This is a genomic window from Paraplanobispora takensis (assembly GCF_016863195.1).
In the GTDB taxonomy this organism is placed as follows: domain Bacteria; phylum Actinomycetota; class Actinomycetes; order Streptosporangiales; family Streptosporangiaceae; genus Planobispora; species Planobispora takensis.
Map to the genome: position 1 here is coordinate 93,059 of NZ_BOOK01000013.1, position 26,087 is coordinate 119,145.

The 26,087-nt window shown below is 70.5% G+C and carries 19 protein-coding genes; 16 read left to right on the forward strand and 3 right to left on the reverse strand.

Features of this window, described 5'->3' with window-relative positions; translation table 11 throughout:
• Positions 1-131: 131 nt before the first annotated feature.
• The 6 genes from Pta02_RS09965 to Pta02_RS09990 all read left to right on the forward strand — a co-directional run bounded on the left by Pta02_RS09965 (position 132) and on the right by Pta02_RS09990 (position 9,422).
• Positions 132-1,454 carry an MFS transporter gene (locus Pta02_RS09965; RefSeq protein WP_203874437.1) on the forward strand — a complete coding sequence of 441 codons (1,323 nt, stop codon included), beginning with the start codon at positions 132-134 and terminating at the stop codon, positions 1,452-1,454.
• A 119-nt stretch (positions 1,455-1,573) separates the two neighbouring features.
• Entirely contained in the window at positions 1,574-3,709 is a 2,136-nt protein-coding gene (locus tag Pta02_RS09970) for a molybdopterin oxidoreductase family protein (RefSeq protein WP_203874438.1), read from the forward strand.
• Positions 3,706-5,118, forward strand: coding sequence for an FAD-dependent oxidoreductase (locus tag Pta02_RS09975; RefSeq protein WP_203874439.1), 1,413 nt, complete (start codon positions 3,706-3,708; stop codon positions 5,116-5,118). Before Pta02_RS09970 ends, Pta02_RS09975 begins: the two co-directional genes overlap by 4 nt.
• 236 nt (positions 5,119-5,354) lie before the next feature.
• Positions 5,355-7,817, forward strand: coding sequence for a nitrite reductase large subunit NirB (gene nirB / locus Pta02_RS09980; protein ID WP_203874440.1), 2,463 nt, complete (start codon positions 5,355-5,357; stop codon positions 7,815-7,817).
• Positions 7,818-7,881: 64 nt separating this feature from the next.
• Positions 7,882-8,247, forward strand: coding sequence for a nitrite reductase small subunit NirD (gene nirD / locus Pta02_RS09985; RefSeq protein WP_203874441.1), 366 nt, complete (start codon positions 7,882-7,884; stop codon positions 8,245-8,247).
• Positions 8,244-9,422 carry a uroporphyrinogen-III synthase gene (locus Pta02_RS09990; protein ID WP_203874442.1) on the forward strand — a complete coding sequence of 393 codons (1,179 nt, stop codon included), beginning with the start codon at positions 8,244-8,246 and terminating at the stop codon, positions 9,420-9,422. The genes nirD and Pta02_RS09990 overlap by 4 nt, the downstream gene beginning before the upstream one ends.
• Here the strand turns inward: Pta02_RS09990 and Pta02_RS09995 are convergent.
• The 3 genes from Pta02_RS09995 to Pta02_RS10005 form a co-directional block, all read right to left on the reverse strand.
• Entirely contained in the window at positions 9,367-9,969 is a 603-nt protein-coding gene (locus Pta02_RS09995) for a hypothetical protein (RefSeq protein WP_203874443.1), read from the reverse strand. The genes Pta02_RS09990 and Pta02_RS09995 overlap by 56 nt on opposite strands.
• Before the next feature lie 340 nt (positions 9,970-10,309).
• The gene (locus Pta02_RS10000; RefSeq protein WP_203874444.1) at positions 10,310-11,164 is read right to left on the reverse strand and encodes a PAC2 family protein; all 855 of its coding nucleotides are present in this window, start codon (positions 11,162-11,164) and stop codon (positions 10,310-10,312) included.
• An 80-nt stretch (positions 11,165-11,244) separates the two neighbouring features.
• The gene (locus Pta02_RS10005) at positions 11,245-11,703 is read right to left on the reverse strand and encodes a universal stress protein (protein ID WP_203874445.1); all 459 of its coding nucleotides are present in this window, start codon (positions 11,701-11,703) and stop codon (positions 11,245-11,247) included.
• Positions 11,704-11,841: 138 nt separating this feature from the next.
• On the opposite strand from Pta02_RS10005, the gene metH reads away from it, so the two are divergent.
• From metH to Pta02_RS10055, 10 genes are all read left to right on the forward strand, one after another.
• Positions 11,842-15,306, forward strand: coding sequence for a methionine synthase (metH, locus tag Pta02_RS10010; protein WP_203874446.1), 3,465 nt, complete (start codon positions 11,842-11,844; stop codon positions 15,304-15,306).
• Between the two features lie 21 nt (positions 15,307-15,327).
• Positions 15,328-15,978, forward strand: coding sequence for an HAD family hydrolase (locus Pta02_RS10015; RefSeq protein ID WP_203874447.1), 651 nt, complete (start codon positions 15,328-15,330; stop codon positions 15,976-15,978).
• Between the two features lie 198 nt (positions 15,979-16,176).
• Positions 16,177-16,716, forward strand: coding sequence for a cellulose synthase (locus Pta02_RS10020; RefSeq protein WP_203874448.1), 540 nt, complete (start codon positions 16,177-16,179; stop codon positions 16,714-16,716).
• Between the two features lie 263 nt (positions 16,717-16,979).
• On the forward strand, positions 16,980-17,990 hold the full coding sequence (locus tag Pta02_RS10025; protein WP_203874449.1) for an ABC transporter permease: 1,011 nt from the start codon (positions 16,980-16,982) through the stop codon (positions 17,988-17,990).
• 59 nt (positions 17,991-18,049) lie between these two features.
• Positions 18,050-19,825, forward strand: coding sequence for an ABC transporter substrate-binding protein (locus Pta02_RS10030; RefSeq protein ID WP_203874450.1), 1,776 nt, complete (start codon positions 18,050-18,052; stop codon positions 19,823-19,825).
• Positions 19,826-19,905: 80 nt separating this feature from the next.
• Positions 19,906-20,919, forward strand: a complete 1,014-nt coding sequence (locus tag Pta02_RS10035; RefSeq protein ID WP_203874451.1) for an ABC transporter permease — start codon at positions 19,906-19,908, stop codon at positions 20,917-20,919.
• Positions 20,916-21,971 carry an ABC transporter ATP-binding protein gene (locus tag Pta02_RS10040; protein WP_203874452.1) on the forward strand — a complete coding sequence of 352 codons (1,056 nt, stop codon included), beginning with the start codon at positions 20,916-20,918 and terminating at the stop codon, positions 21,969-21,971. The genes Pta02_RS10035 and Pta02_RS10040 overlap by 4 nt, the downstream gene beginning before the upstream one ends.
• Positions 21,968-23,062, forward strand: coding sequence for an ABC transporter ATP-binding protein (locus tag Pta02_RS10045; protein ID WP_239130060.1), 1,095 nt, complete (start codon positions 21,968-21,970; stop codon positions 23,060-23,062). Before Pta02_RS10040 ends, Pta02_RS10045 begins: the two co-directional genes overlap by 4 nt.
• Before the next feature lie 332 nt (positions 23,063-23,394).
• Positions 23,395-25,074, forward strand: a complete 1,680-nt coding sequence (locus Pta02_RS10050; RefSeq protein WP_203874453.1) for an ABC transporter substrate-binding protein — start codon at positions 23,395-23,397, stop codon at positions 25,072-25,074.
• A gap of 3 nt (positions 25,075-25,077) precedes the next feature.
• Positions 25,078-26,082, forward strand: coding sequence for an ABC transporter permease (locus tag Pta02_RS10055; protein WP_203874454.1), 1,005 nt, complete (start codon positions 25,078-25,080; stop codon positions 26,080-26,082).
• The last annotated feature ends 5 nt before the right edge of the window (positions 26,083-26,087 follow it).

Below are 26,087 nucleotides of genomic sequence, written 5' to 3' on the forward strand. Positions count from 1 at the left end.
GACGTGTGCATTGCACATTACAGCGGTTAGGCACACGTAACCCGCGCACCATCACCGTGTGTGAATGTGCGTAACGCCGTCCTCCTACATTTCGGGACCGAAGCTCCCGGAAAACCGCAGCAGGAGGAACGATGGCGAAGCGCTGGATCAGCGAGTGGAGGCCGGACGACGCGGCCTTCTGGGAGGAGGGCGGCAAGAAGGTCGCCCGCCGGAACCTGATCTTCTCGATCTTCGCGGAGCACCTGGGGTTCACGCTCTGGACGGTCTGGAGCATCGTGACCGTCAAGATGGGCGACTACAGGTTCTCCACCGACCAGCTCTTCTGGATCGTGTCCCTGCCCAACCTGATCGGCTCGGCCCTGCGCATCCCCTACACCTTCGGGCCGGCGAAGTTCGGCGGCCGGAACTTCACGGTGTTCAGCGCCCTGATGCTGCTCGTCCCGGCCGTGCTGCTGGCCGTGGCGGTGAACGATCCGGCGACGCCGTACTGGATGTTCCTGGTGATCGCGGCCACCGCGGGCCTGGGCGGGGGGAACTTCGCCTCCAGCATGGCCAACATCACCTACTTCTACCCCCAGTCCAGGCAGGGCTCCGCGCTCGGCCTCAACGCCGCGGGCGGCAACATCGGGGTCAGCTCCGTCCAGCTGGTCATGCCGCTGGTCATCGGCGCCTTCGGACTGGCCGCCGCGGGCCTGTTCTGGATCCCGTTCATCCTGGCCGCCGCCCTCGGCGCCTACTTCTTCATGGACAACCTGACCGTGGCCAGGGCCAACCCCCGGGAACAGCTGAAGATCGCCGGGCGGGCCCAGACCTGGATCATGGCGGTGCTGTACATCGGCACCTTCGGCTCCTTCATCGGCTACTCCACCGCCTTCCCGCTGCTGATCAAGAGCCAGTTCCCCGAGCAGGCGTCGCTGGTCGCCCTCGCCTTCCTCGGCCCGCTCGTCGGCTCGCTGATCCGCCCGATCGGCGGCTGGCTCGCCGACCGGATCGGCGGGGCGAGGGTGACGCTCGTCAACTTCGGCGCGATGGCGGGGGCGGCGGCGCTGGTCTGGCAGGGCCTGGCCCAGCACTCCTTCGTCCTGTTCTTCTGCGCCTACATGCTGCTGATCGCCACGACCGGCGTCGGCAACGGCTCGACCTACCGGATGGTCCCGGCGATCTTCCGGGCCAAGGCCACCGCCGGCCTGGCCCCGGGCACCCCGGCCTACGAGGCCGCCCTGGCCGTCGGCAAGCGCGACGCCTCGGCCGCCGTCGGGATCATCTCCGCCATCGGCGCCTTCGGCGGTTTCTTCATCAACCGCGGGTTCGGCAGCTCCATCGCCGCGACCGGGGGAGCGGGCGCGGCGCTGGCCGCCTTCGCCGCCTTCTACGCCCTGTGCGCGGTGGTGACCTGGGCCTGCTACCTGCGTACCTTCGGCCCGGTGCCGAGCCTGGCCGCCGCCCGCGTCTGAGCCGCCCGTCTCCGGCTCACAGCCGGTGGGCGGCGAACGTGAACCCGGTTAGCGGCTTGTAGCACAGCGGTAACAGAAGGGACCCAGCGGTGAAACCGCTCGAAAGCACTATCGGACGCATGCCGACCTCACTTCCCGTCCTGACGCCTGTGAAGGCGCCGACGGCGACGCACTGTCCGTACTGCGCGCTGCAGTGCGGCATGAACGTCGCGGCGGGCAGCGGGGAGGGCGGTGCGGGCGAGACGGTGACGATCACTCCGAGGCAGGACATCCCGGCCAACGCCGGGGGCCTGTGCCAGAAGGGATGGACCGCCGGTGAGCTGCTCACCGGCGGGCAACGGCTCACCACCCCGCTTCTGCACGGCGAGCCGGTCGGCTGGGACGAGGCACTGGACTACGTGGCCGACCGGATCCGTCAGGTGCAGGCAGAACACGGCCCCAACGGCGTGGCCGTGTTCGGCGGGGGCGGTCTCACCAACGAGAAGGCCTACCAGCTCGGCAAGTTCGCCAGGACCGTACTGCGCACCAGCCAGATCGACTACAACGGCCGGTTCTGCATGTCCTCGGCCGCCGCCGCGAGCAACCGGGCCTTCGGCATGGACCGCGGCCTGCCCTTCCCGATCACCGATCTCGCCGAGGCGGACGCGGTGCTGCTGGCCGGCGGCAACGTGGCCGAGACCATGCCGCCGTTCCTGCGCCACCTGACCGCGATGCGCGAGCGGGGCGGCAGTCTCATCGTCGTCGACCCCCGCCTGACCGCGACCGCCCGCCAGGCCGACCTGCACCTGCAGCCCACGCCCGGCACGGACCTGGCGCTGGCACTCGGCCTGCTCCACCTGGCGATCACCGAGGGGCACGTCGACGAGTCGTACGTGGCCGGGCGCACCACGGGCTTCGACGCCGTGCGCACCTCGGTGGCCTCCTGGTGGCCCGAGCGGGTGGAGCGGATCACCGGGGTCCCGGTCGCGCACATGCGCCAGGCGGTGGCGATCCTCGGCGGCGCGGGCCGGGCGGCGATCCTCACCGGGCGCGGCGCCGAGCAGCACGCCAAGGGCACCGACACGGTGAGCGCCTTCATCAACCTGGCGCTCGCCCTCGGGCTGCCGGGCCGCCCCGGCTCCGGCTACGGGTGCGTGACCGGTCAGGGCAACGGGCAGGGCGGCCGTGAGCACGGCCAGAAGGCCGACCAGCTCCCCGGATACCGGAAGATCGACGATCCCGCCGCCCGCGAGCACGTCGCGCGGGTCTGGGGCGTCGACCCGCGGGACCTGCCCGGCCCCGGGCGCTCGGCCTACGAGCTGCTCGACGCGCTCGGCACCGCCGGCGGCCCGCGGGCGCTGCTGCTGTTCGGCTCCAACCCGGTGATCTCGGCGCCCCGCGCCGGGCACGTGACCGGCCGGCTGGACTCCCTGGACCTGCTCGTGGTCTCCGACCTGGTGATGTCCGAGACCGCGGCCATGGCCGACGTCGTCTTCCCCACCGCCCAGTGGGCCGAGGAGGGCGGCACGATGACCAACCTGGAGGGCCGGGTCCTGCTCCGGCGCCGGGCGGTGTCCCCGCCGCCCGGGGTGCGCAGCGACCTGGAGATCCTCCAGGGCCTGGCCGTACGGCTGCGCGGCCTGTTCTCCGGCGGGCACGGGTCCGGGGGAACGGACCCCGTCCGGGCCTTCCCCACCGAGCCGCGCGAGGTCTTCGACGAGCTGCGCCGGGCCAGCGCCGGAGGCGTCGCCGACTACGCGGGCATCACCTACGAGCGGATCGCCGCCGAGACCGGGGTCTTCTGGCCGTGCCCGGCCGAGGACCACCCCGGCACGCCCCGCCCCTTCCTGGACGCCTTCCCCACGCCCGACGGCCGCGCCAGGTTCGTGCCCGTCGAGCACCGGCCCCCGGGAGAGGACGTCGATGAGGAGTATCCGCTGTATCTGACGACCGGCCGGGTGCTGGCCCACTATCAGAGCGGCGCCCAGACCCGCAGGATCGCCGCGCTCAACGCGGTGGTCGCCGAGACGTTCGTCGAGGTCCACCCGGACCTGGCCGAGCGCCTGGAGGTGTCGGCGGGCCAGCGCCTGCGGGTGGTCAGCCGCAGGGGCGTGGCCGAGGGCGTGGCCCGGGTCAACCCGGCGATCCGGGCCGACACCGTCTTCATGCCCTTCCACTGGGCCGGGGCCAACCTGCTGACCAATCCCGAGCTCGATCCGGTGTCGCGGATGCCGGAGTTCAAAGTGTGCGCCGTGAGACTGGAGCGTGTCGGATGACCCGGCTGGTGGTGGTGGGCAACGGGATGGCGGGAGCCCGTCTGGTGAGCGAGGTCCGCGCCCGGGACAAGGACGTCCGGGTGACGGTGTTCGGCGCCGAGACGTGGCAGCCCTACAACCGCGTGCTGCTGTCGAACGTGGTGGCCGGGACCATGGTCGCCGACCAGGTGCGGCTGCTGGACCCCGCCTGGTACGCCGACCACGACGTGACGGCCCGGCCGGGCGTCGAGGTGACGGCGCTCGACCGTGAGGCGCAGGTCGTGGTCACCGCCGACGGTGAGCGGGAGCCGTACGACGTCCTCGTGCTGGCGACCGGGAGCGAGGCGATCGTGCCGCCGGTGCCCGGCGCGGAGCGCGCCATCGCGTTCCGGACGCTGGACGACTGCCAGGCGATCCTCGCCGCGGCCGGCACGGCCCGGCGCGCGGTGGTGGTCGGCGGCGGACTGCTCGGCATCGAGGCGGCGCGCGGGCTGGCCGGGCGCGGGCTCCCGGTGACCCTGCTGCACCTGGCCGGTCACCTCATGGAGCGCCAGCTCGACCCCGAGGCGGGAGTGGTGCTGGGGGAGACCCTGGCGGGACTGGGCGTGGAGACCCGGACCGGCGTCGTGGTCGAGGAGATCCTCGACGGGGGAGTACGGCTGGCCGGCGGCGAGACCATCGAGGCCGACCTGGTGGTGCTCTCCTGCGGGGTCCGGCCGGTGACCGGCCTGGCCGTGGAGGCGGGGCTGGAGGTGGCGCGCGGGATCGTCGTCGACGACGAGATGCGCACGAGCGACCCGGCGATCCACGCGATCGGCGAGTGCGCCGAGCACTCGGGCACCGTCTACGGCCTGGTCGCCCCGGCGTGGGAGCAGGCCTCCGTGGTCGCCGACCTGGTCACCGGCGCCGACAAGGGCGCCCGCTACCGCGGGTCGCGGCTGGTGACCCGGCTGAAGGCCAAGAGCGTCGAGCTGGCGGCGATGGGCGAGACGCACGTGGACGAGTCCGCCGACACCTCGACCGAGGTCGTGCGCTTCAGCCACCGGGCCCGCGGCACCTACCGCAAGCTCGTCATCCGCGACGGCCGCCTGGTGGGGGCCATCCTGCTCGGCGAGACGGCTGCGGTGGGCACGCTCACCCAGCTGTTCGACCGGGGCGGGCCGCTGCCCGGCGACCGGGCGGGGCTGCTGTTCCCCGGCCTGGCCGGGGCGCCGGTCGCCGACAGCCCGGTCCGCATGCCGGACGCCGCCAAGGTCTGCCAGTGCAACAACGTGACCAAGGGCCAGATCCGCGCCTGCTGGGAGTCCGGCGCCCGCGACGTGGCGGCCGTGGCCGCCGCCACCCGCGCCACGACCGGCTGCGGCAGCTGCCGCGACGCGGTCGAGGGCATCGTCGGCTGGCTGTGCGAGCAGGAAGGGGTCTCCGCGTGAACCCGGAGGCGCGCCGTACGGCGGCGCCGGAGACCGACGCCGGGGTGCCCGCCGTACCGGCGCCGGAGGAGAAGACGACAGGCAACGAGACAGCGGAAACGCGGAGCGCGACGACCCCGGAGACCGGGCGAGCGGTACGCGGAGTCAATGAGGAGGGGAGTGCGACCGTGACGCCGGAGCGGCGAGCCGACGCAGTGAGCGGAGTGTTCCGTGTGAATGAGGAGGCGAGTGCGACCGTGACACGGCTGGTCGTGGTGGGGCATGGGCCGACGGCGTCGCGGTTGGTGGAGACGCTGACCGGGCGGGGGTTCGCAGGGACGATCACGGTGCTGGGGGAGGAGCCCCGGCCCGCGTACGACCGGGTGGCGCTGACCTCCTATCTGGCGGGCAAGAGCGCCGAGGACCTGACCTACCCGGTGCCCGAGGGCGTCACGCTGCGGCTGGGGGCCCGGGTCACCGGGATCGACCGGGAGGCCAGGGTCGTCACGACCGCCGACGGGCACGCCGAGCCGTACGACGTCCTCGTGCTGGCCACCGGGTCGAGCGCGTTCGTGCCGCCGGTGCCGGGGCGCGAACTCGAGGGCTGCTTCGTCTACCGGACCATCGACGACCTGGACGCGATCCGGGAGGCCTCGCAGGACGCCGTGTCCGGGGTGGTCATCGGCGGCGGGCTGCTCGGCCTGGAGGCGGCCGACGCGCTGCGCGGCCTGGGCCTGGCCACGCACGTGGTGGAGATGGGCGGCTGGCTCATGCCCCGCCAGGTGGACGAGGGCGGCGGCGCGGTGCTGCGCGGCCACGTCGAGAGCCTCGGGCTGAACGTGCACACCGGGGCCGGGGTCAGGGAGATCGTCGCCGGGCCGGACGGCCGGGTGAACGGACTGGTCAAGCCGGACGGGGAGACGATCGAGACGCAGGTGGTGGTCTTCTCCGCCGGCGTGCGCCCGCGCGACGAGCTGGCCAGGTCGAGCGGCCTGGACGTCGGCGAGCGCGGCGGCATCGTCGTGGACGACGGGATGCGCACCAGCGACCCGGCGATCTACGCGGTGGGGGAGTGCGCCCTGCACGAGGGCATGGTCTACGGGCTCGTCGGGCCGTGCTTCACCATGGCCGAGGTCGCCGCCGACCGCATCCTCGGCGGCGGGGCGGCCTTCGCCCGCGCCGACATGTCGACCAAGCTCAAGTTGCTGGGCGTGGAGGTGGCCCAGTTCGGCGCCATGGACGGCGCGCTGGACGTGACGTTCATGGACCCGGTCACCGGCGTCTACCAGAAGCTGTTCGTCAGCGACGACGCCCGCACCCTGCTCGGCGGGATCTGCGTCGGCGACGCCGCGCCGTACAACACGCTCAAGCCCTTCGTCGGCCGCGAGCTGCCGGGCTCGCCCGGCGAGCTGCTGTTCACCGGCGGCCCGTCGAACATGGACCTGCCCGACGACGCGCAGGTCTGCTCGTGCAACAACGTGACCAAGGGCCAGATCTGCTCCGCCATCGCGGACAAGGGCCTCACCGACGTCGCGGGGATCAAGTCGTGCACCCGCGCGGGCACCGCCTGCGGCAGCTGCGTGCCGATGCTCAAGCAGATCCTGATCAAGTCCGGCGTCGAGGTCTCCAAGGCATTGTGCGAGCACTTCGCCTACAGCCGGGCCGAGCTGTTCGACATCGTCCGGGTGCGCGGCATCACGACCTTCTCGCAGCTCATCGCCGAGCACGGCACCGGCCGCGGCTGCGACGTGTGCAAGCCCACCGTGGCCTCGATCCTGGCCTCGCTCGGCAACGGCCACATCCTCGACGGCGAGCAGGCCGCGCTGCAGGACACCAACGACCACTTCCTGGCCAACATCCAGCGCAACGGCACCTACTCGGTGGTCCCGCGCATCCCCGGCGGGGAGATCACCCCCGACAAGCTCATCGTGATCGGCGAGGTCGCCCGCGACTTCGGGCTCTACACGAAGATCACCGGCGGGCAGCGGATCGACCTGTTCGGGGCGCGGGTGGAGCAGCTCCCGCTGATCTGGAAGCGCCTGGTGGACGCCGGCTTCGAGTCCGGGCACGCCTACGGCAAGGCGCTGCGCACGGTGAAGTCCTGCGTCGGCTCGACCTGGTGCCGGTACGGCGTGCAGGACTCGGTGGGCCTGGCCATCGCCCTGGAGCTGCGCTATCGGGGGCTGCGCTCGCCGCACAAGCTCAAGTCGGCCGTCTCCGGCTGCGCCCGGGAGTGCGCCGAGGCCCGGGGCAAGGACTTCGGGATCATCGCCACCGAGCAGGGCTGGAACCTCTACGTCGGCGGCAACGGCGGCTTCACCCCCCGGCACGCCGACCTGTTCGCCTCCGACCTGCCCACCGACGAGCTGATCCGGATCATCGACCGGTTCCTGATGTTCTACATCCGCACCGCCGACCGGCTCCAGCGCACCTCGGTGTGGCTGGAGAACCAGGGCCTGGACTACGTCAAGGAAGTCATCCTGGAGGACTCCCTGGGCATCTGCGCCGAACTGGAAGCGCAGATGGAGCGGCACGTGGCCGGCTACGCCGACGAGTGGCGCGCCGTCCTGGACGATTCGGAGCGGCTGCGGCGCTTCGTCTCCTTCGTCAACGCGCCCGGCACCCCGGACCCGTCGATCTCCTTCGAACCCGAGCGCGACCAGGTCAAGCCGGTCCTGATCCCGCTGGAGACGCTCCGCCTGGAGCCGGCGCGCTCCTGACCCCGGCGACGTCCACGACAACGACAGCCACAACAGCAGCCACAGCGGAAGGAAGGATTGCCCGATGACCGTCCTGAGTGAAGACCTGCGCGTGAGCCGGGAGGGAGCCGGCTGGACCAGGATCTGCGCCTACACTGACCTGCTGCCCGAGCGCGGGGTCTGCGCGCTGGTGGACGGCCGCCAGATCGCGGTCTTCCGCACCTTCGACGGCTCGTTGTACGCGGTCGGCAACCGCGACCCCTTCAGCGGGGCTTTCGTCCTGTCGCGGGGGATCGTGGGCAGCCGCGGCGATGAGCCCACCGTCTCCTCGCCCATGCACAAGCAGGTGTTCTCACTGGTCAGCGGGGAGTGCCTGGACGATCCGGCGGTGGCCGTGCCGACCTATGGGATCCGCGTCGCCGACGACGCGGTGGAGGTGAACGTGCTGTGAGCGTCTCCGCTTTGGAGGGGGCCGAAGCCTCGCCCGAGACGGCGCCGGACGCGCTGGCGGGCTTCACGATCGGAGTCACCGCCACCCGGCGGCGCGAGGAGTTCTGCGCGCTGCTGGAACGGCGGGGCGCCCGGGTGGTGCAGGCGCCGGCGATCCGGCTGGTGCCGCTGGCCGAGGACGCCGACCTGCTGGCCGCGACCAGGGAGAGCCTGGCCGGGCCGATCGACGACGTGGTGGTCACCACCGGAGTCGGATTCCGCGGCTGGATGGCCGCGGCCGAGGGCTGGGGCCTGTCGGCGGACCTGGCGGCGCACCTGACCTCCGCCCGGCTGCTGACCCGGGGGCCCAAGGCGCGCGGCGCGGTCAGGGCCGCCGGGATGAACGACCACTGGACCCCGGCGACCGAGTCGTGCGAGGAGGTCAAGCAGTACCTGCTGGCCCAGGACCTGCGCGGCCGGCGGATCGCCGTGCAGCTGCACGGGGAGCCGCTGACCGGCTTCGTCACGGCGCTGCGCGAGGCCGGGGCCGAGGTCATCGAGGTGCCGGTCTACCGGTGGCTGCCCTACCGCGACCCCTCGCCGCTGCGGCGCCTGATCAGCCAGGCGATCTCCGGCGGGGTGGACGCGGTGGCCTTCACCAGCGCCCCGGCGGTGCTGGCCATGCTGAACGCGGCCCGCGCCGACGGGCTGGAGGACGCGCTGCTGGCGGCCTTCGCCGGCTCGGTCGTGGCGGCCTGCGTGGGCCCGGTCACCGCCGGGCCGCTGGAGGCGCGCGGGGTGCGGACCGTCCAGCCGGAGCGCGCCCGCCTGGGCGGGCTGGCCCGCACGCTGGCCCGGCATCTGCCCGAGCACAGCGTCACCCGCCTGGTCGCCGGCGGCCACGCGCTGGAGATCCGCGGCCACGCCGTCGCGGTGGACGGCGAGCTCAAGCCGCTGCCGCCGGCCCCGATGGCCGTGCTCAAGCGCCTGGCCGAAAAGCCCGGCCACGTGGTGGCCCGCTCCGAGCTGCGGACCGTGCTGCCGGGCGGGCCGTCGCGTGACTCGGCCGAGCACGCCGTCGAGATGGCCATCACCCGGCTCCGCCGCGCCCTGGGGCCCGCGGGGATCGTCGAGACGGTCGTCAAGAGGGGCTATCGCCTGGCCTGCGACCGGGAGGTTCCAGCCGCAGCTCCCTGATGATCTCCTCGGCGCTGTCGTCGCGTGAGGGGACGAAGTCGGTGCCCACGAACAGCTCGTAGTAGGCGTGCCTGAAGCACCCCGCGAGCAGCAGCCGGGCGCTGGCCAGCGGGTCCACCTCCGGGGAGACCCGCCCCTCGCGCTGTTCGGCCGCCAGATACTCGGTCAGCGGGATGACCTCCGACAGCGGGCCGAGCTCGTTGTGCCGCATGGCCTGGCGGAAGCGGACGGTGACCGAGGGGGAGGTGAAGGCCGGCAGCGCCGCCGACTGCACCTCGGCGTAATAGTCGATGCCCGCGCGCGCGATGGGCAGCAGATTGTCGTTCACCCGGCCCTTGCCGACCAGATGCATGAGGTCGTCGAGGATCTTCAGCCAGAGCGGGAGTCTGTCCTGGAGCAGGGCGAGGAACATGTCGACCGCCTGGCCGGGTGTGCCCGAGCCGCGCAGGCCCTGGTCGTCCTCGCGTTTCATGAATACGGCCATCTCGAGAACGCGGCGTCGCGTCTCCTGTGCTTTCTGGTGCGGGTCGAGCTGGGGAGTCGCCATGGTTGCCCTAACGTGCGCAGTCACATGGACAAGATTCGGCGTGGTGATGGCGCCATTCATCGATGTTTATCGAGCGGTGTTTCTCCTGGTGGGGTAACCGTTGTCGCGGGCCGTCCCCGGCCGGACACGACCCGGCCGGAACAGCTGGAGACTGATTATTACCCGGAACCGGTGCGAAATGGTGTAAATGCCGGTAACTATGTGCTGTGTGTTTTCCGGCCGGCCGCGAGGGGCGGCCGACCGGCCGTAGAAGTCCAGGCGGCGGGTGGTCCTAGCTGTCGGAGCTGCGACGGCGGTGGACGGTTTCCGGTTGCCGTGGTCGCGGCGGCGGCGGGTGGTCCTAGCTGTCGGAGCCGCGGTCGCGGCGGCGCAGATAGCGCTCGAACTCCGCGGCGATGGCGTCGCCGCTCGCCTCGGGCAGCTGGGTGGCGTCCTTGCGCTCCTCCAGCTCCCTGACGTAGTCGGCGACCTCGGTGTCCTGGGCGGCCAGCTCGTCCACGCCGTGCTCCCAGGCCCTGGCCTCCTCGGCCAGGTCGCCCAGCGGCATCGGGATGTCGAGCAGGTCCTCCATCCGGCTCAGCAGCGCCAGGGTCGCCTTGGGGTTGGGCGGCTGGGCCACGTAGTGCGGGACCGAGGCCCACAGCGAGACCGCGGGCAGGCCCGCGGTGCCGAAGGCCTGCTGCAGGACGCCGACGATGCCGGTGGGCCCCTCGTAGCGGGTCAGCTCCAGGTTGATCGCCCGGGCCAGTCCCTCGTCGGTCGCCGCGCCGACGATCGGGACGGGGCGGGTGTGCGGGGAGTCGTTGAGCAGCGCGCCGAGCAGCACCGCCAGCTCCACGCCCAGCTCGCGGCAGACCAGGATGATCTCCTCGCAGAACGAGCGCCAGCGCATGTTGGGCTCGATGCCGCGCAGCAGGACGACGTCACGGTTGCTGCCCGGCGGCCTGGCCACCGAGAGCCTGGTGGTGGGCCAGGTGATCGACCGGGTCAGCCCGTCGCCCATCTCGACGATCGGGCGGGTGACCTGGAAGTCGTAGTAGTCCTCGGGGTCGAAGGAGGCGAGCTCGGTGGCCTTCCACTCGGTCTCCAGGTGGGCGATCACGCCGCTCGAGGCCTCGCCCGCGTCGTTCCACCCCTCGAACGCGGCGATCAGCACGGGGTCGACGAGCTCGGGCAGACCTTCGAGTTCGATCACGCGCCGCCTCCTCTTTCACATCTCGTCTTCGCTTCCCACCGTGCCCTCGGCTAAGCCTATGCGCTGAGAGGGCTTCCGTGTCACCTCCCCGAAGTGGTGTGGACGATCAGCACGTCACAGCCCGCGCGGTGCGAGACGGCCGACGGAACCGAGCCCAGCAGCCGACCCGCCAGGCTGTTGAGCCCCCGGTTGCCGACGACCAGCAGGTCGGCTCCGTGCCTGCCGGCCAGGGACACCAGCGCGTCGACCGGGTCGCCCTCCTCGGCCAGCAGTTCGATCTTCCGGGCTCCGGCGGCGACGGCGTGCTCGCGGGCGGCGCGCAGCGCGTCGTCGGCCGGGGTGGAGCCGCTCACCTTGTAGGACAGCTCGCCCAGGGCGTCGGCCGCCGCGGCGCGCTCGCGCTCGCGCATCGGCAGGTAGGCGCAGGCCAGCAGGAGGGTGGCGTCGGTCGCGGACGCCAGGGAGGCGGCCGCGGTGACCGCGCGGAAGGAGGAGGGGGAGCCGTCGGTGCCGACGAGGATGTTCTGGTAGGTCGCCATCGGATGCCTCGCAGAGGGGTCGGATCCGGGGCGCGCCGCGCGGGCGGCCGGGATCGCGGGCACGGAAGGCAATTGGACGCCGAGTTCAATTGCCTTCGAGAACGATAGCGTCCGGCCGGATCCCAGTAAGCTTCCCCTATGACAACTGCACCGTCCTTCCGTGAAGTCCTGGCCGAGCGCGTTATGGTCGCCGACGGAGCGATGGGGACGATGTTGCAGGCCCACGAGGTCACGCTCGACGACTTCGAGGGCCACGAGGGCTGCAACGAGGTGCTCAACGTCACCCGCCCCGACATCGTCCGGGCCGTGCACGACGCCTACTTCGAGGTCGGCGTCGACTGCGTGGAGACCAACACCTTCGGTGCCAACCTCGCCGCCCTGGGCGAGTACGACATCGCCGAGCGCGTCTTCGCCTACTCGGAGGCCGGGGCGCGCGTGGCCCGCCAGGCCGCCGACCACTGGTCCACCCCGGACCGCCCGCGCTTCGTGCTCGGCTCCATGGGGCCGGGCACCAAGCTGCCCACCCTGGGGCACAAGCCGTACGCCGAGCTGCGCGACGCCTACTACGACAACGCCGCCGGCCTGATCTCCGGCGGCGCCGACGCGCTGATCATCGAGACCTGCCAGGACCTGCTCCAGGTCAAGGCCGCGGTCGTCGGCGCGCGCCGGGCCATCGCCGACGCGGGCCGCGACGTGCCGATCATCGCCCAGGTCACCATCGAGACCAACGGCGCGATGCTGCTCGGCTCGGAGATCGGCGCGGCGCTCACCGCGATCGAGCCGCTCGGCGTCGACGTCATCGGCCTCAACTGCGCCACCGGCCCGGCCGAGATGAGCGAGCACCTGCGCTATCTGTCGCGGCACGCGCGGGTGCGCCTGTCGTGCATGCCCAACGCCGGCCTGCCGGTGCTGACCTCCGACGGCGCCTACTACCCGCTCAGCCCGGACGAGCTGGCCGACGCGCACGAGACCTTCGCCGGCTCCTTCGGCCTGTCGATCGTCGGCGGCTGCTGCGGCACCACCCCCGAGCACCTGCGCAAGGTGGTCGAGCGGGTCCGGGGCCGCGAGGTGGCCGCCCGCCGCCCGCGCCCGGAGGCCGGGGCCGCCTCGCTCTACCAGCACGTGCCCTTCCGCCAGGACACCTCCTACCTGGCCGTCGGCGAGCGGACCAACGCCAACGGCTCCAAGGCCTTCCGCGAGGCCATGCTCGCCGGGAACTGGGAGGAGTGCGTCGAGATCGCCCGGGCCCAGGCCCGCGACGGCGCCCACATGCTCGACCTGTGCGTCGACTACGTCGGCCGCGACGGCGCGGACGACATGCGCGAGCTGGCCTTCCGCTTCGCCACCGCCTCCACGCTGCCGATCATGCTCGACTCCACCGAGCCCGCCGTGCTGGAGGCCGGCCTTGAGATGCTCGGCGGCCGCGCGATCGTCAACTCGGTCAACTACGAGGACGGCGACGGCCCCGACTCCCGCTTCACCAAGATCATGAAGCTGGTCCGGGAGCACGGCGCCGCCGTGGTCGCGCTGACCATCGACGAGGAGGGCCAGGCCCGTACCGCCGAGCACAAGGTCCGCATCGCCACCCGCCTCATCGAGGACCTGACCGGCAACTGGGGGGTGCGGGTGGAGGACATCGTCGTCGACTGCCTGACCTTCCCGATCGCCACCGGCCAGGAGGAGACCCGGCGCGACGGCCTGGAGACCATCGAGGCCATCGCCGAGATCAAGCGGCGCTACCCGACGGTGCAGACCACCCTGGGGCTGTCCAACATCTCCTTCGGCCTCAACCCGGCCGCCCGCATGGTGCTCAACAGCGTCTTCCTCAACGAGTGCGTCAACGCGGGGCTGGACTCGGCGATCGCGCACGCCTCCAAGATCCTGCCGATGGCGCGCATCCCCGACGAGCAGCGCCAGGTCGCCCTGGACATGGTCTACGACCGGCGCCGTGAGGGCTACGACCCGCTGCAGCGGTTCATGGAGCTGTTCGAGGGCGTCGACGCCGCCGCGGTGAAGGCGGGCAGGGCCGAGGAACTGGCCGCGCTGCCGCTGTGGGAGCGGCTCAAGCGCCGCATCATCGACGGCGAGCGCAAGGGCCTGGAGGCCGACCTGGACGAGGCGCTGGCCCAGCGGCCCGCCCTGGAGATCGTCAACGACGTGCTGCTGGACGGCATGAAGACCGTCGGCGTCCTGTTCGGCTCCGGCGAGATGCAGCTGCCGTTCGTGCTGCAGTCGGCCGAGGTGATGAAGACCGCCGTGGCCTACCTGGAGCCGCACATGGAGCGGGTCGAGGGCGAGACCAAGGGCCGCATCGTGCTGGCGACCGTCAAGGGCGACGTGCACGACATCGGCAAGAACCTGGTCGACATCATCCTGTCCAACAACGGCTACGAGGTCGTCAACCTCGGCATCAAGCAGCCGGTCTCGGCGATCCTGGAGGCCGCCGAGGAGCACCGGGCCGACGTCATCGGCATGTCCGGGCTGCTGGTCAAGTCCACGGTGATCATGAAGGAGAACCTGGAGGAGATGAACGCCCGGGGCATCGCCGACCGGTTCCCCGTGCTGCTGGGCGGGGCGGCGCTGACCCGCGCCTACGTCGAGCAGGACCTCGCCGAGCTGTTCCGGGGCGAGGTCCGCTACGCCCGCGACGCCTTCGAGGGCCTGCGCCTGATGGACTCCTTCATGGCGGTCAAGCGGGGAGAGGAGGGCGCCTCGCTGCCGCCGCTGCGCCAGCGCCGCGTCAAGACCGGCGCGGTCCTGCAGCGCACCGCGGTGGAGGACCTGCCCGCCCGCTCCGACGTGGCCGCCGACAACCCGGTCCCGGCCGCGCCGTTCCACGGCGACCGGATCGTCAAGGGCGTCCCGCTGGCCGACTACGCCGCCTTCCTGGACGAGCGCGCCACCTTCATGGGCCAGTGGGGCCTGAAGGCCGCCCGCGGCGGCGACGGGCCCTCCTACGAGGAGCTGGTCGAGACCGAGGGACGGCCGCGCCTGCGGATGTGGCTGGAGCGCATGCAGACCGAGGGCCTGCTGGAGGCGGCCGTGGTCTACGGCTACTTCCCGTGCGTCAGCGACGGCGACTCGCTGATCATCCTCGACGAGGCGGGCGGCGAGCGCACCCGCTTCACCTTCCCGCGCCAGCGCCGCGACCGGCACCTGTGCCTGTCCGACTTCTTCCGCCCGAAGGACTCCGGCGAGGTCGACGTGGTCGCCTTCCAGGTCGTCACGATGGGCAACAAGGTCTCCGAGGCCGCCGCCGAGCTGTTCGCCAAGGACGCCTACCGCGACTATCTGGAGCTGCACGGCCTGTCGGTGCAGCTCACCGAGGCGCTGGCCGAGTACTGGCACGCCCGGGTCCGCTCGGAGCTGGGCATCGGCGGCGACGAGTCGCTGGAGGACATGCTCAAGGTCAACGTCAACGGCTGCCGCTACTCCTTCGGCTACCCGGCCTGTCCCAACCTCGAGGACCAGGTCCAGCTGATGGGGCTGCTGGATCCCGAGCGGATCGGGGTCAAGCTGTCGGAGGAGTTCCAGCTCCACCCCGAGCAGTCGACCTCCGCACTGATCGTCCACCACCCCGAGGCCGGCTACTTCAACGTCTGACCAGGAAAGGACGCACGGGGGATGGACGCGGTCCTCTTCGACATGGACGGGCTGCTCGTGGACAGCGAGAAGATCTGGTTCCAGGTCGAGACCGAGGTGATGGGACGGCTGGGCGGCGAGTGGACCCCGCTCGACCAGGAGCAGCTGGTGGGCGGCTCCATGCCCGCCACGGTGGCCTACATGCTGCGGGTCTCCGGGTCGCCGGCCGACCCCGGCGACGTGGCGGCCTGGATGCTGGAGGGCATGATCCGCAGGCTCGCCGAGGGCGTGGCGCTGATGCCGGGCGCTGCCGAGCTGCTGGCCGCCGTACGGCGGGCGGGCCTGCCCACCGCCCTGGTCACCTCCTCCTCGCGGGAGATCGCCGACGCCTGCCTGGAGAGCATCGGCAGGCACAACTTCGACCGGCTGGTGACCGGTGACGATGTGAGGCGGCCCAAGCCCGACCCGGAGCCCTACCTGACGGCCGCCCGGCTGCTCGGTGTGGACCCGGCCCGCTGCGTCGCGCTGGAGGACTCCCCGAACGGGGTGGCGGCGGCCACCGCCGCCGGGTGCCGGGTGGTGGCGGTGCCGAGCGTGCTGCCGATCCCGCACGCCCCCGGCCGCCTCGTCGTCACCTCCCTGCACGAGGTCGGCGTCGAGGTGCTGCGGGAGCTGGCGGCCCGCGAGGCGTGACCTCCCCGCAGGAGCCGTACGCCTGACCCGCGGGAGCCGTGCGCCCGTGAGGCGTGACCCGCCCGGCCTGCCCGTACGAGGCCCTCGCCGGGGGTCAGGGATACCCCTAGGGGATGATCCCTCCCCAAGGAGGAGAGGCAACCTCGGATCCGCGTGCCAGGATGGAATCCGGTACGCCGATACGAGGGGTGGTCTCCGATGACCTTTGAGCAGATTCCGTGGCTGGCGTTGTGCGCCGGGCTCACCGGGGTGGGACTGGTCATGAGCGTCATGCTGCTGCGCCGCCGGGGGGCGGCCGCGGGACTGCGGATGGCGGCGTGGTCACTGCTGCCGGTGGCGGCCTATCTGACGGGCGCGCTGCCGACTCTGTGGCAGATCGGCACCGCGGTCACCGGTTTCGTCACCGGGCTGGTGCTGAACCCGATGGTCTGGGCGGGTGTGGCGGTGGCCGGCCTGTCACTGGTGCTGTTCCTGGTCTCGGGCGTGCTGAGGGGACGCCGCCTGGCGTCGGCCCGGGCCACCGCGCCCGCCGCCGCGCCCGCCGCCACCGCGAAGCCGGCCAGGCCCGCCGTGCCGTCCGGGCAGGGCGCCGCGGGACCCTCCGGGCAGGGCACCGCCGTCACCCAGCCCCTGCCGCAGCGCACGCCCGGCGCGGCTCCCCGGCCCGGTGCCAAGAAGAGTGACGACGATGATTTCTCGGACATCGAGGCCATCCTGAAGCGACGCGGGATCGGGTGATGCTGGATCCCGTTCGTGGACTGTCACAAAATCAAGACAGAAGCGGAACGACTCCTGGACATTCTCTTCAAGATCAAAACGAATGAATTTCACGTGAATCACAGTTAAGCCACATAGTGCCCTAAAGTACTGGTCAGTGCAGATCAGCCCATAGATTCTCCGGAACGGGACTGAGAAAACAGACCCGTAGACTCAGGGCGCGAGACCCCAACCCGGGGGCGCGTTCATCGGACAACGTCGTCTGGGATCCAGGGGGCCACTGTATGACCGCACCGCTCGATGTCTCAGGGCAGGCCTTGGAGGCCCAGCCTGAGGCCGTGCTAGAGGGAGCGGGCGGAAAGGCCATCGAAGGCCGTTCGCTCGGGCAGATCGCATGGATGCGGCTGAAGCGCGACAAGGCCGCCATCGCCGGCGCCTTCGTCGTGGTCTTCCTGACGCTGATCGCCATTTTCGCCGAACGCCCGTTCGGCGGGCTGATCGCGTTGTTCGGCGACCCGCCGAACCTGCCCAACAATGACCTCATCGACCCGCTGACCAGCGCCCCGATCGGGGCCTGGGGCGGCATCAGCTGGGAGCACCCCTTCGGCCTGGAGCCGGTCAACGGCCGCGACATCTTCGCCCGCATCCTGTCGGGTGCGCAGATCTCGCTGCTGGTCGCCTTCCTGGCCACAATGGTCTCGGTGGTGCTGGGCTCCCTGCTGGGCATGCTGGCCGGTTTCTTCGGCGGCTGGGCCGACACCTTCATCAGCCGCCTGATGGACATCTTCCTGGCCTTCCCGCTGCTGCTGTTCGCGATCGCCATCGTCGGCGCCGTCCCGGACGAGGCGCTCGGCCTCAAGGGCAACGCGCTGCGCATCGCGGTGATCGTGTTCATCATCGGCTTCTTCAACTGGCCCTACATCGCACGCATCGTGCGCGGCCAGACACTTTCGCTGCGCGAGCGCGAGTTCGTCGACGCGGCGCGTTCGCTGGGCGCGGGCAACAGCTACATCATCTTCAAGGAAGTCTTCCCGAACCTGGTGGCTCCGATCCTGGTGTACTCCACGCTGCTCATCCCCACGAACATCCTGTTCGAGGCGGCGCTGTCGTTCCTCGGCGTCGGTGTGGCCGAGCCTCAGGCCTCCTGGGGCGGCATGCTCACCCGCGCGGTCGACTACTACCAGACGGCGCCGCACTTCATGATCGTTCCCGGCCTCGCGATCTTCATCACCGTGATGGCCTTCAACCTGCTGGGAGACGGGCTCAGAGACGCCCTCGACCCGCGTGCCCGGTAGCGGCAACGCTTCCGTTCTTCGATATCACCGTCACTCATGACAAGGGGTGTACAACCACGATGAGGAAGACCAAGGCTCTGGCGCTCGCCGCGCTGGGCACCGCGTTGACCATGGGCCTGGCCGCCTGTGGCGGGTCCGCCGGTGGCGGCGGCAACAACAACACCGGGACCGGCAACACCGGGGCGGCCTCCACCGCCAAGCACAACGACGGCTACACCAAGGTCGTCAACCCTTCCGACGCCAAGGGCGGCACCCTCAAGTTCGCCTACTCCGACGAGCCCGACTCGATGGACCCGGGCAACACCTACTACGCGTGGAACTGGAACTTCTCGCGTCTGTACGCCCGTCCGCTGCTGACCTACACCGCCGCCCCCGGCGAGGAGGGTCTGAAGCTGGTCCCGGACCTGGCCGAGGGTCTGGGTGAGGCCAGCGAGGACGGCAAGACCTGGACCTACAAGCTCAAGAAGGGCATCAAGTACGACGACGGCACGGAGGTCAAGGCCGCGGACGTCAAGTACGCCATCGCCCGCAGCAACTTCAGCGCCGAGCTGACCGACGGTCCGAAGTACTTCGCCGAGTACCTCGACGCCGAGGGCTACGAGGGTCCCTACAAGGACAAGGACCTCGCGAACTTCAAGGGCATCGAGACCCCCGACGACTACACCATCGTCTTCAAGCTCAAGGCCCCGTTCTCGGAGTTCGACTTCCTGGTCGCCAACCCGCAGTCGGCGCCCGTGCCGCAGGCCAAGGACACCGGCCTGGAGTACGAGAAGGCCGTCGCCTCCACCGGTCCCTACAAGATGGAGAGCTACGAGGTCGGCAAGCAGCTCAACCTCGTCAAGAACGAGAACTGGGACCCGGCCACCGACACCACGCGCAAGCAGCTGCCGGACCGCATCGAGGTGCAGTTCAAGCAGAACGCCGAGGACATCGACCAGCGCCTGCTGGCCGGTCAGGTCCACGCCGACCTCGGCGGCACCGGTGTGCAGCCGGCCGCCCGCGCGAAGATCGTCGCCGACCCCAAGCTGAAGGACTCGACGGACAACCCGTACACGCCCTTCAACCGCTACGCGATGATGTCGACCAAGGTCGCCCCGTTCGACAACATCGACTGCCGCAAGGCCGTGCAGTACGCCACCGACCAGGTCGCCACCCAGGCGCCGTGGGGCGGCCCGCTCGGCGGTGACATCGGCAGCACGCTGATGACCCCGACCACCGTCGGCTACCAGCAGTTCGACCTGTTCCCGAACGGCGCCGACAACAAGGGCGACGCGGCCAAGGCCAAGGAGTCCCTGTCGGCCTGCGGCCAGCCGAACGGCTTCGAGACCAACATCGCGGTCCGCGGTGACCGTCCCAAGGAGGTCCAGGTCGCCGAGGCCCTGCAGGCCTCGCTGGACAAGGTCGGCATCAAGGCCACGATCAAGAAGTACCCCTCGGGTGACTGGAGCGCGCAGTACGCCGGCAGGCCGGACTTCGTGCACAAGAACAAGCTGGGCATCATGATCGCCGGTTGGGGCGCCGACTGGCCCTCGGGCTTCGGCTTCCTGTCGCAGATCGTCGACGGTCGCTTCATCAAGGACTCCGGCAACTACAACATGATGGAGCTCAACGACCAGGCCGTTAACGACCTGCTGGACAAGGGCATCCAGACCACCGACGCCGCCGAGCGCAACAAGATCTGGGGCGAGGTCGACAAGAAGGTCATGGAGTCGGCGGCGTTCCTGCCGTTCGTCTACGAGAAGACCCTGCTCTTCCGTCCGTCCAGCCTGACCAACGTGTACGTGCACCCGGCCTACGGCATGTACGACTACACGTGGCTCGGCGTCCAGCAGTAGTCCTTCTCTAGCAAGCCAAAGGCAGGTGAAGGCCTAGGGCGCCCGGGAGAGATCCTCCCGGGCGCCCCGGCCGAACGATCGTGGTCGCTTTCATCGTCCGCCGCGTGATCGCCGCCGTGCTGATGCTCGTCATCGTCAGTGTGGCGACGTTCGCGATCTTCTTCCTCATCCCGCGTGCCCTGGGACAGACCCCCGAGGGCATGGCCTCGCGTTACGTCGGGCGGGACGCCACACCCGAGGCGATCCAGGGTGCTGTCAAGAGGCTTCACCTGGACGAGCCGCTCGTCGTGCAGTACGGACGGTTCGCCAAGGGCATCGTCGCCGGCCAGGAGTACTCCATCGGCCCCCGCATGGTCCAGTGCCCGGCCCCCTGCTTCGGCTACTCGTTCAACAACAACCAGCCGGTCTGGCCGACGCTTCTGGACAGACTGCCCGCGACCCTGTCGCTGGCCATCGGCGCGGCGATCATCTGGCTCGTCGCCGGCGTGAGCATCGGCGTGATCTCGGCGTTGAGACGCGGCACCCTGACCGACCGCCTGGCGATGACGGTGGCGCTGGCCGGCGTCTCCCTGCCGATCTACTTCACCGGCCTGGTCTCACTGGCCCTGTTCGCCTACACGCTCGGGATCTTCCCCGGCGGCGGCAGCTACACCCCCTTCACCGAGGACCCGGTGATGTGGTTCCAGGCGCTCGTGCTCCCCTGGGTCACCCTGGCGTTCCTGTACGCCGCGCTGTACGCCCGGCTCACCCGGGCGGGCATGCTGGAGACCATGGGCGAGGACTACATCCGCACGGCCCGGGCCAAGGGCCTCAAGGAGCGCACGGTGGTCAGCAAGCACGCCCTGCGCGCCACGCTGACCCCCATCCTGACGATCTTCGGCCTCGACGTCGGCCTGCTGCTGGGCGGCGCGGTGCTCACCGAGAGCACCTTCTCCATCCCCGGCATCGGCAAGCTGGTCATCGACGCGATCCGGGGCAACGACCTGCCCGTCGTGCTGGGCGTCACCCTGTTCGCGGCCTTCTTCATCGTCCTGGCCAACCTCGTCGTGGACGTTCTGTACGCGGTGGTCGACCCGAGGGTGAGGCTGTCATGACGACCCCTTCCGCATCTCCGGCGCCCGGCTCCTTCCTGGAGCTGCGCGACCTGCGCATCCACTTCCCCACCGAGGACGGCCTGGTCAAGTCCGTCGACGGCCTGTCCTTCAGGCTCGAGCGGGGCAAGACCCTGGGCATCGTGGGCGAGTCGGGCTCGGGCAAGAGCGTGACCAGCCTGGGCATCCTGGGCCTGCACAAGGGCGGCCGGGCGAAGATCTCCGGTGAGATCTGGCTGGACGGCGAGGAGCTCGTCGGCGCCAGCCCGGACCACGTGCGCACGCTGCGCGGCAAGAAGATGGCGATGATCTTCCAGGATCCGCTGTCGTCGATGCACCCGTTCTACACGGTCGGCCAGCAGATCATCGAGGCGTACCGGATCCACCACAACGTCAGCAAGGCGGTCGCGCGCAAGCACGCGATCGACATGCTCGGCCGGGTGGGCATCCCGCAGCCCGACAAGCGCGTCGACAGCTTCCCGCACGAGTTCTCCGGCGGCATGCGCCAGCGCGCGATGATCGCCATGGCCCTGTCGTGCGACCCCGAGCTGCTGATCGCCGACGAGCCGACCACCGCGCTCGACGTGACGGTCCAGGCCCAGATCCTGGACCTGATGCTGGACCTGCAGCGCGAGTTCAACTCCGCGCTGATCATCATCACCCACGACCTCGGCGTGGTCGCCGAGCTGTCGGACGACATCCTGGTGATGTACGGCGGCAAGTGCATCGAGTACGGCGCGGCCGAGGACATCTTCTACCGGCCCGAGCACCCCTACACATGGGGTCTACTGGGATCGATGCCCCGCCTGGACCGCGAGCCCACCGAGCGGCTGATGCCGATCAAGGGCACGCCGCCCTCCCTGATCAACGTGCCCTCCGGGTGCGCCTTCAACCCGCGCTGCCCCTACCGGGAGCGCACCGGCGGCAAGGCCACCACCGAGGTGCCGCAACTGGTGGAGAGCGACGGCGGGCACCTGGTGCGCTGTCACATGCCTCGCGAGGAGCGGCGGGCCATCTGGGAGAACGAGATCAAGCCGATGATGGAGGGCTCGTGAGCGCGGACCGGAATGGGGGCGTGGGTGTGAGCGCCTCCGACGCGCTGCTGTCCGTCCAGGACCTGAAAAAGCACTTCCCGGTGACCAAGGGCCTGCTCAAGCGCCAGGTCGGCGCGGTCAGGGCGGTCGACGGGGTCAGCTTCGACGTGCGCAAGGGTGAGACGCTCGGGCTGGTCGGCGAGTCCGGCTGCGGCAAGAGCACCACCGGCCGCCTGGTGACCCGGCTGCTGGAGCCGACCGCCGGCAAGGTCCTCTTCGACGGCCACGACATCACCCACATGGCCCAGGCGAAGATCCGGCCGCTCCGCCGCGACATCCAGATGATCTTCCAGGACCCCTACTCCTCGCTGAACCCGCGCCACACCGTCGGCGCGATCGTCGGCGCGCCCTTCCGCATCCAGGGCATCAAGACGGAGCAGGGCGTCAAGAAGGCGGTCCAGGAGATCCTGGAGCTGGTCGGCCTCAACCCCGAGCACTACAACCGCTATCCGCACGAGTTCTCCGGCGGCCAGCGCCAGCGCATCGGCATCGCCCGCACGCTCGCGCTCAAGCCGAAGCTGATCATCGCCGACGAGCCGGTCTCCGCCCTGGACGTCTCCATCCAGGCCCAGGTGGTCAACCTCCTGGAGGACCTGCAGAACGAGCTCGACCTGACCTACGTCATCGTCGCGCACGACCTGTCGGTCATCCGGCACATCAGCGACCGGGTCGCGGTCATGTACCTCGGCAAGATCGTCGAACTGGCCGACCGGAAGAACCTGTACGAGTCGCCGATGCACCCGTACACCAACGCGCTGATGTCGGCCGTGCCCATCCCGGACCCGGCCCGGCGCAAGGACCGCGAGCGCATCCGCCTGCAGGGCGACGTGCCCAGCCCGCTCAACCCGCCGCCGGCCTGCCGCTTCCACACCCGGTGCTGGAAGGCCCAGGTGATCTGCAAGACGGAGGAGCCGCCGCTGGTGGAGCTGGCCCCGGGTCACCAGGTGGCCTGCCACTTCCCGGAGAACGCCGACAAGGTGTCGTCCCACGCGGCCGCGAAGATCGTGGAGAACGCGGACGAGGCCCTGCACCCCAAGAGGCCGGTCGCCTGAGCGCGCTCTGAGCACCGTCCCGCTCTGGACACCTTCCCGTCCTGAACACCGCCCGGGGGTCGGATCCGCCCGCTCCCCGGTGCCGCGGACCCGGTGAACGCCCGCCGGGTACGGCTCGCGCGAGCCGTACCCGGCGGGCGTCCGCGTCCTGCGGGCACGCCGCCCGGGCGATGAAACGCTCCAGGTCTCCTCCGGGCCGCCGACTGTCACATTTACGCCACAGCCTCTGGCCGGGGGGTGGTCAGCCCCCGCGGTGCCGTAGATCCTGCGATCAACGGGGAGTCCGCACGGCGGCCGCGACCCGGCCGCAAGACGGCGATGAGGTGTGCAGCATGCGACGAGACGGTATGCCCCTGCGCAGACCGGCGGCGGTGGTGGCGGGCCTTGCCCTGGCCATCTCGGCGGCGGCCTGCGGCGGCGGAGACGACGCGGAGCCGGGGACGGGCGGGACGCAGGCGGCGGAGGGCTCGGCCTTCATCTTCGCCTCCTCGGCGGACCCGGCCATCCTCGACCCGGCCTTCCACAGCGACGGCGAGTCCTCCCGGGTCACCAACCAGATCTTCGAGACGCTCGTGGCCACCGAGGAGGGCGGCACCGGCGTCGTCCCCGGCCTCGCGGAGAGCTGGAAGGTCAGCGAGGACGCCAGGACCTACACCTTCAAGCTCCGCCAGGGCGTGAAGTTCCACGACGGCGAGCCCTTCGACGCCGCGGCCGTGTGCGCCAACTTCGACCGCTGGTACAACTTCACCGGTCTGGCGCAGGCGGACTCGGTCTCCTACTACTGGGTGACGGTCTTCCGGGGCTTCGCCAAGAACGAGTCCGACACCCTCGGCAAGAGCCTGTACGGCGGCTGCACGGCCAAGGACGACGGCACGGTCGAGCTCAAGCTCACCGAGCCGTCCGCCGTGGTGCTGTCGGCGCTGACGCTGTCGTCGTTCGCCATCGCCAGCCCCAAGGCGCTCAAGGACTACAAGGCCGACCAGGTGAGCGGGACCGCCGAGTCGCCGCAGTTCACCGGGACCTTCGGCACCGAGCATCCGGTCGGCACCGGGCCGTTCAAGTTCGGCAGCTGGACGCGCGGCGACAAGCTGGAGATCGTCCGCAACGACGAGTACTGGGGCGAGAAGGCCAAGCTCAGCAGGATCATATTCCGGCCGATCGAGAAGGCCGCCGACCGGGCGCAGGCGCTGCGCGCCGGATCGGTCCACGCCTTCGACTACGCCGACCCGGCCGACCTGGAGTCGCTCAAGAGCGCCGGGGTGCAGGTCCTGGAGCGGGCGCCGTTCAACATGGGCTATCTCGGCTTCAGCCAGCGGACCGAGATCATGCAGAACCAGAAGATCCGCCAGGCGATCGCCCACGCGATCAACCGTGACAACGTCGTGAAGACCAAGTACGCCACCGGCGCCAAGGTCGCCAACGCGTTCATGCCGGACAGCCTGTGGAGCTACACCGAGGACTTCACCGAGTACGACTACAGCGTCGACAAGGCCAAGCAGCTCATCGCCGAGTCCGGCGTGTCCGACCCGACGCTGGAGTTCTGCTATCCCAGCGGGGTCAGCCGCGCCTACATGGTCGACCCGGCCGGCAACTTCCAGCTGATGAAGGCCGACCTGGAGGCCGCGGGCTTCAAGGTCACACCGAAGACCTCGCCGTGGAGCCCCGACTATCTCAACACCACCCAGGCCGGTGACTGCCCGCTGTTCCTGCTGGGCTGGAACGGCGACTTCGGCGACCCGGACAACTTCCTCGGCACGTTCTTCCAGTCCTTCTCCAACCAGTGGTCGTTCAGGAACGAAGAGATCTTCAAGACGCTGGGCGACGCGGAGAAGGAACCCGACCAGGCCAAGCGGGAGGCGCTGTACAAGCAGGCCAACGCCCTGATCGCCGACTTCGTGCCCGGCGTGCCGTACGCGCAGAGCCCCTCGTTCTCGGCCGCGGCCAAGAACGTCCGGGGCTGGGTGCCGAGCCCGGTGCTCAACGACAAGTTCTCCACGATCTCGCTGAACTGACCGATGCTGCGGTTCGTCGTCAGGCGGCTGACGCTGCTCGTGCCGATCCTGCTGGGACTGTCGATCCTGCTGTTCCTGTGGGTCAGGGCGCTGCCCGGCGGGCCGGCCGAGGCGCTGCTGGGGGAGCGGGCCACACCCGAGGCCGTGGAGCGGGTCAAGCGGCTCTACGGCCTCGACCGGCCCTGGTACGAGCAGTACCTCACCTGGGTGGGCAACGTCTTCCAGGGCGACCTCGGGGTCTCCAGCAGGACGCAGCACCCGGTCGTGGAGGAGTTGCTGCGCACCTTCCCCGCCACGGTGGAGCTCGCCCTCACCGCGATGATCTTCGCGGTGGGGGTGGGCGTGCCGCTGGGCTATCTCGCCGCCCGCCGTCACGGCACCTGGGCCGACCACCTCTCGGTCGCCGGATCGCTGTTCGGCATCACGATCCCGGTCTTCTTCCTGGGGTACATGCTCAAGTTCGTCTTCGCCGAGAAACTGGGGATCCTGCCCACCGACGGACGGCAGGACCCGCTGATCGACGCCGAGCATCCGACCGGGTTCTACGTGCTGGACGGTCTGGTGACCGGCAATCCCGAGGCCGCCTGGGACGCGGTGACGCACCTGATCCTGCCCGCGATCGCCCTGGGCACGATCCCGCTGGCGATCGTGGTGCGCATCACCCGCGCCTCGGTGCTGGACGTGCTCCACGAGGACTACGTGCGCACCGCCGAGGCCAAGGGACTGCGGCCCGGCACGATCCGCGGGCGGCACGTGCTGCGCAACGCCCTGCTCCCGGTGGTCACGGTCGTGGGCCTGCAGGTCGGCCTGCTGCTGGGCGGCGCCGTGCTGACCGAGACGGTCTTCGCCTTCCCCGGCTTCGGCAAGTTCGTGGCCGACTCGATCGCCGCCAGGGACTACGCGGTGCTGCAGGGGTTCATCCTGTTCACCGCGGTGATCTTCGTTCTGGTCAACCTGCTGGTGGACGTGACCTACGGGGTCGTCGACCCGAGGGTGAGGGCGGGGTGAGGGGG